The organism is Spongiactinospora gelatinilytica, from assembly GCF_003236385.1.
Taxonomy (GTDB): Bacteria; Actinomycetota; Actinomycetes; order Streptosporangiales; family Streptosporangiaceae; genus Spongiactinospora; species Spongiactinospora gelatinilytica.
Map to the genome: position 1 here is coordinate 1 of NZ_POUA01000407.1, position 6,721 is coordinate 6,721.

6 protein-coding genes are annotated in these 6,721 nt (G+C 71.3%); 2 read left to right on the top strand and 4 right to left on the bottom strand.

Annotation, left to right across the window (positions count from 1 at the left end):
• Positions 1–434 precede the first annotated feature (434 nt).
• The gene (locus tag C1I98_RS33140; RefSeq protein ID WP_111171287.1) at positions 435–755 is read left to right on the top strand and encodes a hypothetical protein; all 321 of its coding nucleotides are present in this window, start codon (positions 435–437) and stop codon (positions 753–755) included.
• Between the two features lie 67 nt (positions 756–822).
• Here C1I98_RS33140 and C1I98_RS33145 read toward each other — a convergent pair whose 3' ends face one another.
• The 4 genes from C1I98_RS33145 to C1I98_RS33165 all read right to left on the bottom strand — a co-directional run bounded on the left by C1I98_RS33145 (position 823) and on the right by C1I98_RS33165 (position 5,158).
• Entirely contained in the window at positions 823–1,419 is a 597-nt protein-coding gene (locus tag C1I98_RS33145) for a GNAT family N-acetyltransferase (RefSeq protein WP_199537398.1), read from the bottom strand.
• Positions 1,416–2,897: an APC family permease gene (locus tag C1I98_RS33150; RefSeq protein WP_111171288.1), complete on the bottom strand. Its 1,482-nt coding sequence runs from the start codon at positions 2,895–2,897 to the stop codon at positions 1,416–1,418. Before C1I98_RS33150 ends, C1I98_RS33145 begins: the two co-directional genes overlap by 4 nt.
• A 65-nt stretch (positions 2,898–2,962) precedes the next feature.
• Complete coding sequence (locus C1I98_RS33155; protein WP_111171289.1) at positions 2,963–3,595, bottom strand: GOLPH3/VPS74 family protein; 633 nt, start codon at positions 3,593–3,595, stop codon at positions 2,963–2,965.
• Positions 3,596–4,246: 651 nt separating this feature from the next.
• A complete protein-coding gene (locus C1I98_RS33165) occupies positions 4,247–5,158 on the bottom strand; it encodes a shikimate dehydrogenase family protein (protein WP_199537399.1) in 912 nt (303 codons plus the stop codon).
• 199 nt (positions 5,159–5,357) lie between these two features.
• Between C1I98_RS33165 and C1I98_RS33170 the strand changes: the two genes are divergently transcribed.
• Positions 5,358–6,721: S28 family serine protease (locus tag C1I98_RS33170; protein WP_233508399.1), on the top strand; the 1,364-nt coding region annotated here is incomplete at its 3' end.

The following is a 6,721-nucleotide window of genomic DNA, read 5'->3' on the forward strand; positions in this document are numbered from 1 at the left end:
GGGCCCACCCGTCGCGCCGCTCCGCTCCTTTGTGCCGGGGCCGGCGGCCGGGTCGCCGGGGTCACTTGCGCACGCCCCCATGCCGGTGAGGAGGGCCAGGGCCGCCAGGCCCGCCAGTGTCCTTCGCATGCGGGGAAGCTAGCGGGGCCGCTGTGAACCTGATGTGAACGGCCGGGCCGGTCGCCGGGGGAATCACCCGGGAAAGTCGGGTTATCCGGTGGGAGAGCCGCTTTGTCAGGATCTGCCGGGGACTTGGGGTGTTCGCGGGTGTTCGCCGGTCACCGTGGCCGACATTTGGGAGGACTTTGGCCTGCGTTGGCCTGCCGTGACGGCCGGGGCGGGGCGGGCGTCTCCACCATGAGTACATGCCGCGGCCATGACACCCTCGGTCGCGGCGGTTTCTGTCCCACAGCACCTCGAATCTGGAGGATCACATGGTGAAACGCGTCATCATCACGCTCGCCGCCCCGGCGCTCTTCGCCGCCGGGCTGCTCGCCGGCGGCCCGGCCGCCGCCGCGTCGTCGGCGGAGTCCTGGGCGCAGTCGCCGATCGAGTGCCGGCTGCAGACCGTCAGGGACGGCCGCGGCTCGTTCGTCGAGTGCCGCGAGCACGGCACGTACGTCCACTGGATCCGCTGCAAGACCCATCCCGACAGCAGGACGACCGAGGACATCACCAGGGAGTTCACCGGCACCCGCAACCTGCTGCTCTGCGAGCCGGGAACCCGCGTGGTCTCCCACTCCATCGGCGCGTAGCGGACGCCACGCCGGCGGCGCCGCCCTCTCCGCAGGGCCATTGCGGAAGGCGGCGCCGCCCGGCGCGTCAGACGGGGGAGCCCGCCGGCCGCCACATCGGCCAGAACGGCGTGCCGTCCGGAAGGTGGAACGGGTCGCGGGACTGATACCCGTGCCGGGCGTACAGGGCGCGGCTGCGCGCGCTGCTCGCTTCCAGGTACGCCGGCACGTCCGGACCGAGTTCCGCGTGGTGGTGCCGCAGCAGTGTGCTGCCGAGCCCCTCGTTCTGCCGGGACGGGTGAACGGCCAGGAACGCCAGGTGGTGGTGCGGCTCGGCCGGATGATGCTTCTCGAAGAGCGTGTCCAGCACCCGGAACCGCTCGGTCCACTCCCCGCAGGCGGCGACCAGGCGGCGGTCGTAGTCGTGCGGCTCGGGCAGCGGGACGGTACGCGGGAACCAGACCGCGGCGGCCACCGGGGCCGCGTCCTCCCCGACGACCTCGATCCGCCCGTGCCCCACCGCGTGGTCCACGAAGATCCGGAAGTTGTCCGCCATCACCCGGTGCCGCTCGGCGACGGCGGGCACCAGGTAGGAGACGGCGGCCAGCCGGGCGAAGGCGGTGGCGATCAGCTCGGTGACCGGGCCGGCCTCGGCGGCCGCGGCGAGCCGTACGACGGCGCTCACGGGGCGCCTCCGGTGACGGCCTTGGCCCCCATGCCGATGCGCGCGTAGACGCCCGGCTGGGTCGCCCGCAGGACCAGTGCCCAGGCCACGCCCAGGGCGGCGGCCACCACGTAGATCGCCGGCAGCGCCCAGCGCAGCGGACTGTCCTCTTCGGCCCCGAGCAGCGTGGCGAAGTTCGCCAGCGCCAGCGACACCATCGTGACGAGCGCCGCGGTGGCGAGGACCGGGGCGGCGACGCGGCGCCAGACGCTCTCGCCCGTGGGATTCCTGGCGAAGAACGCGACCACCGAGACCGAGGTGGCGGCGATCAGCAGGAGTACGCCGAACCCGCCGAAGGTGCCCGTGTAGAAGAACAGGTGCACCAGCGGGTCCAGACCCGCCATCGCGTAGACGACGATCGCGATAAGGCCGAGCGTGCTCTGCGCCAGCGACCCGATCTTGGGGGCTCCCGTGCGCCGTCCGGTACGCCCGAACGCGGCGGGCAGCACCCGCTCCCGGCCGAGCGCGAAGAAGTAGCGGGCGGTGGTGTTGTGGAAGGAGATCATCGCGGCGATCAGGCTGGTCAGGAAGAGGACCCTGGCGATGGTCACCACGGTGTCGCCGAGGTGCGCCGTGGCCAGTACGAAGATCGTCTCGGGGCCGTCGCGGCGGGCGGCCGCCACGATGCCTTCCGGGCCGGTGGCCACCGTCATCGCCCACGACGAGAGCGCGTACAGGACCGCGATGATGGCGACGGAGGCGTAGGTCGCGATCGGCACGGTCCTGCGCGGGTCGCGGCTCTCCTCGGAGAAGACCACGGACGACTCGAACCCCACGAACCCGGTGGTGGCGATCACCAGCAGCGCGCCCACGCCGGGGGCGAACAGCGCGGCGGGCGACAGCGCGGAGGCCGCGCCGGCCGCCGCGGGATTGAGCAGATCGGCCACGTCGAACAGCAGGATGACCGCCACCTCGGCGGTCAGCAGCACGGCCAGCAGCCTGCCGTTCACATCGACGCGCATCACGCCGAGCGCGGCCACCAGCAGCCAGGCGGCCAGGGCGATCAGCCACCAGGGGATCTCCACTCCGGCCCACTGCACGATCAGCGGGGCCGCCGTCGCGCCGAGCGCGCCGTACAGGCCGACCTGCAGTGCGTTGTAGGCGATCAGGGCGATCCAGGCGGCCCCCACGCCCGCCGGGCGGCCCAGGCCGTTGGTGACGTACGCGTAGAAGGCCCCGGCGTTGGCGATGTGCCGGGCCATCGCCACGTAGCCGACGGAGAACAGCGCCAGCACCGCGCCGACCACCAGGAAGGCGATCGGCAGGCCGGTGATGCCGGTCACCGCGTACGCGGTGGTCACCACGCCTGCCACGACGGTGAGGGGGGCCGCCGCCGACAGTACGAAATAGACGACCGACGGCGCCCCGAGGCGGTCGGCGGCCAAGGCTCCGGCGATGGTGTCGGTGCCGGAGCCGGAGCCGGGATGATCGATGAGCATCGCGTTCCTCTCTGGATACGTGTCTCCGGGAGGGGGAGGAGACGACCGGGAGGGTAAGGTGCGCCCTACGTCCGGTAGGCGAGCACGGCGTCGCCCACCGCCGCCTGTACGTGCCTGGTCAGGTCGGTCAGCGGCGGCGGCATCGCGGCCAGCACGGCGGCCAGGTAGCGGCGGGCCGTGGGCCGTTCGGCCGGGTCGGGGACCACGGCGTCCAGCAGCCCGCACGCGTCGACGAGCGCCGCCATGGCCATGTCGGCCGGCGTCATCTGCCGTCCCTTCACCAGCGCCGTCTGCAGCCGGATGGACGGCCAGGTGGCCTTGCCGAAGTCGCGCGAGTAGTAGCGGCTGTACCTGCGCCGCAGCAGCTTGGGCGGTTCGTGTTCCACCAGGCCGGCGCGGATGAGGCGTTCGGCCACCGAGGTGATGGCGTCCTTGGCCAGGTAGGCCAGCCAGGTCCGCACGTCCGTGTGCTGGGGCGCGTTCCTGATCTCGGCCAGGACGCGGTCGGAGAGCAGGTCGGCGGCCTGGTGCCGGGCGGTGGGCCGGAGCTGCGGGCCGCGTACGGCGAGCCGGTTCTGCAGCACGAGTTCGCCGATCAGTGCCCCGGCCAGGCCGAGCGCGGTGGCCTGCTGGTTCAGCCGCGCCCTGCCCGACCTGGTGGTGTCCCAGGCGATGAGGAAGAAGTCGTCAGCGAGCACGCGCGGCCTCCCGCACGGGGGCGCGCGGAACGTGCGGCGATCGCCGCAGCGAACTCCGGTGTCCCCCGAGAGAAAGGGGCCGAATCAGTGCAGTCACTATTCGCCCTTAACGGATAACCGATTTGACAGGGGCCTACGGCGGCGAATTCGATTGCCAGCGCGGGAAAACTTCTATCAAAGATCGCCATTGCCGGGCTACCCCATCTTTTGCGTATTAGTGATAAAGACGGTAATAACACGGGATAGTGGCCTATATCTGCTTTTGGGGCATAGTGATCTCGGTTCCCGGATCGCCGTTCCGGGCCCGCCGGCGGGCCGCGAGGGCGCGATCACCAGGGGATCTCCGCCCTCGGTACAGGGCCGTCCGTGGCACGGGCGGGGCCTGCCGCCGCCCACCTTGCCGGGCCGCTGCGCCCCGCCGCCACCGGGCGCGATGCGCCCACGACGGCCGGGGCGGCCCCGTCCAGCGGACTTCCGATCAAGTCCGCATCCGGCCAGTTCCCGGCATGGGCCATTCCGGTATGCCCCAAACCCCGCTGAACGGTCGCACGTAGGCCACCAGCGCATCGTCCGGTTTGCGCGTCAGATTGGGCGTGAGCGGTGGGCTGAAGGTCGCGGCGGTCGTCCGGTACCCCTTGTGGGTGACGGGCTTCAGCGGACCACTTCGGCGATCTTGGCCAGTTCGTGTACCAGGTCCGGTGTGAGCGTCAGGTCGAAGATCGCGGTGATCGCCTGGCTCCACCCGTGGATGAAGTAGGACCAGCCGTCCTCCACGGTCAGGCCGCGCTCCTCGCGCTGTGCGCGGGCCTGGGCGAGGAATTCCAGTGAGCCGCGGTAGTTCAGCTCCCAGACCAGGGCGCGCTCGGGGAACGGCGTACCGGCGGGGAGCGGGGAGCCGGGGCGGTCCTTGCCCATGCCGGTGGCGTTGATCACCAGGCTGCCGGGTGGGGCCTGCCGGACCAGGGGCGCCGCGTCCGCCACCTCGTAGCCGAACATCCCGGACGGCAGGCCGCCCCTGGCGTGTACGCCGCGCAGCCGCTCGATCCGCGCCGGGTCGGTGTCCACGCACACGATGCGGCGCGGGGGGTCGTCGTGGTGGGCCAGCCACCAGGTGATCGCGCTGCCCGCCCCGCCCGCGCCGAGGCAGACCACCTCGGCCCCGGTACGGGCGAAATGCCCGCGCGGCAGGAAGTCCACCATCGCCAGGCCCGCCGTGAGCGGGTCCTTCGCATGGCCGATCAGCAGATCACCGCGCTTGCTCACCGAGGAGATCTCCCCGCACAGCCGCGCGAACTCGTCCAGTTCGGCGAACATGTCACCGGCCGCCTCCCACATCCGGATCTTGTGGGTGGTGATCAGCGCACCGCGATATCCAGGGTCGGCGCGCATGTTCGCGGCCAGCTCGCGGTAGGCCGAGTCGGGCGCGTCCAGCGGCAGGTCATGGCCCACCAGCTCGTCGGTGGGCAGCGCCAGCTCACGCGCCCACAGGGGGAAGACCCTGCGGATGGAGGAGTTCGCCGTGTCCACGCCGACGAATCCCATCCTCGCGGTGTTCGCGCTCACCCGCGCGCCTCCTTCGTCAAAGGGCGGACGCACACCCACATGTGGCCCGGTCCCTCTGTCCAACGTAGCCACCTGTCCCGGTGATATGCCATCACGTTATGGGAGAAGCAGGTATTAACGGATTTGTGATTGCGGTATAGCGTCGAGGCCCCACAGCTCCCGTCGAGAGGCGCATACCGTGCGAAATCGGCTCTTGGCCATGCTCGCGGCCTTATCCATGGCGCTGCCCGTCGCGTTCACCGTCCAGGCGGCGCCAGCGTCGGCGTCCGGTACCGGCGATGACATCCTGGAAAGGCTCAAGGCCGTCCCCGGGCTGACGGTGGTCTCGGAAGGCCGGCCGGTGCCCGGTCACCGGTACTTCATCCTCAGCTTCACCCAGCCGGCCGACCACAGGAAGCCGCGCGGCGCCACCTTCCAGCAGCGGCTCACCCTCCTCCACCGCGCCGAGGACGCCCCGACCGTCCTGTTCACCGGCGGCTACGGCCTCCCGCCCTACCCCGGGGCCAGCCGTACCGAGCCCACCGCGCTGATCGGCGGCAACCAGGTCTCCCTCGAACACCGCTTCTTCACCCCGTCCCGCCCCGCGCCCGCCGACTGGCGGAACCTGACGATCTGGCAGGCGGCCACCGACGAGCACCACATCGTCCAGGCGCTCAAGCCGATCTACTCCGGCAAGTGGATCCAGACGGGCGCCAGCAAGGGGGGCATGACATCGGTCTATCACCGCCGGTTCTATCCCCGCGACATCGACGCCGTGGTGGCCTACGTGGCGCCCAACGACCACGTCAATCCGGCCGACCGCGCCTATGACCGCTTCTTCGAGACGGTGGGCGAGCCGTCCTGCCGCAAGGCGCTGGAAGAGGTCCAGCGGCAGGCCCTCTCGCGCCGGGACCGGATGGTGGCGCTGCTGGAGGCCGAAGCCGCGCGCAAGGGGTACACCTTCGCCAAGACCCTGGGCACCGCCGACAGGGGCTTCGAGATGACCGTCCTCGACACGGCGTGGGCGTTCTGGCAGTACCGCACCACCGCGGCCTGCGCCACCGTGCCCGCCGCCACCGCCACGGACGAGGAGCTGTACGCCTGGATCGACGCGGTGGCGTCCTTCGGCTTCTACACCGACCAGGGCCAGGAGTACTACAGGCCGTACTACTACCAGGCGGCCGCCCAGCTCGGCTGGGCCACCATGAGCTACCGGCACCTGCGCGGGCTGCTGCGGTACAAGAACCTCAACCAGCCCAACTCGGTGCTCCCCGCCGAGTTGCGCTCCCGGCACGACCCGTGGCCCATGCTCGATGTGGACCACTGGGTGCGCACCCGCTCGGAGCGGATGATGTTCATCTACGGTGAGAACGACCCGTGGGGCGCGGAGCGCTTCACACCCAGCGGACGGGACTCGGCGCTGTACGTCGCCCCGGGGGCCAACCACGGGGCCAACATCGCCGGCCTGGCCGAACCGGACCGCGCCGAAGCCACCGCGACCCTACTGCGCTGGGCGGGCGTCCCGGCAAGCCATCCGGTGGACCGGGTCCCCGGCCTACCCCTGGACGACATGCTGCCCCCCGC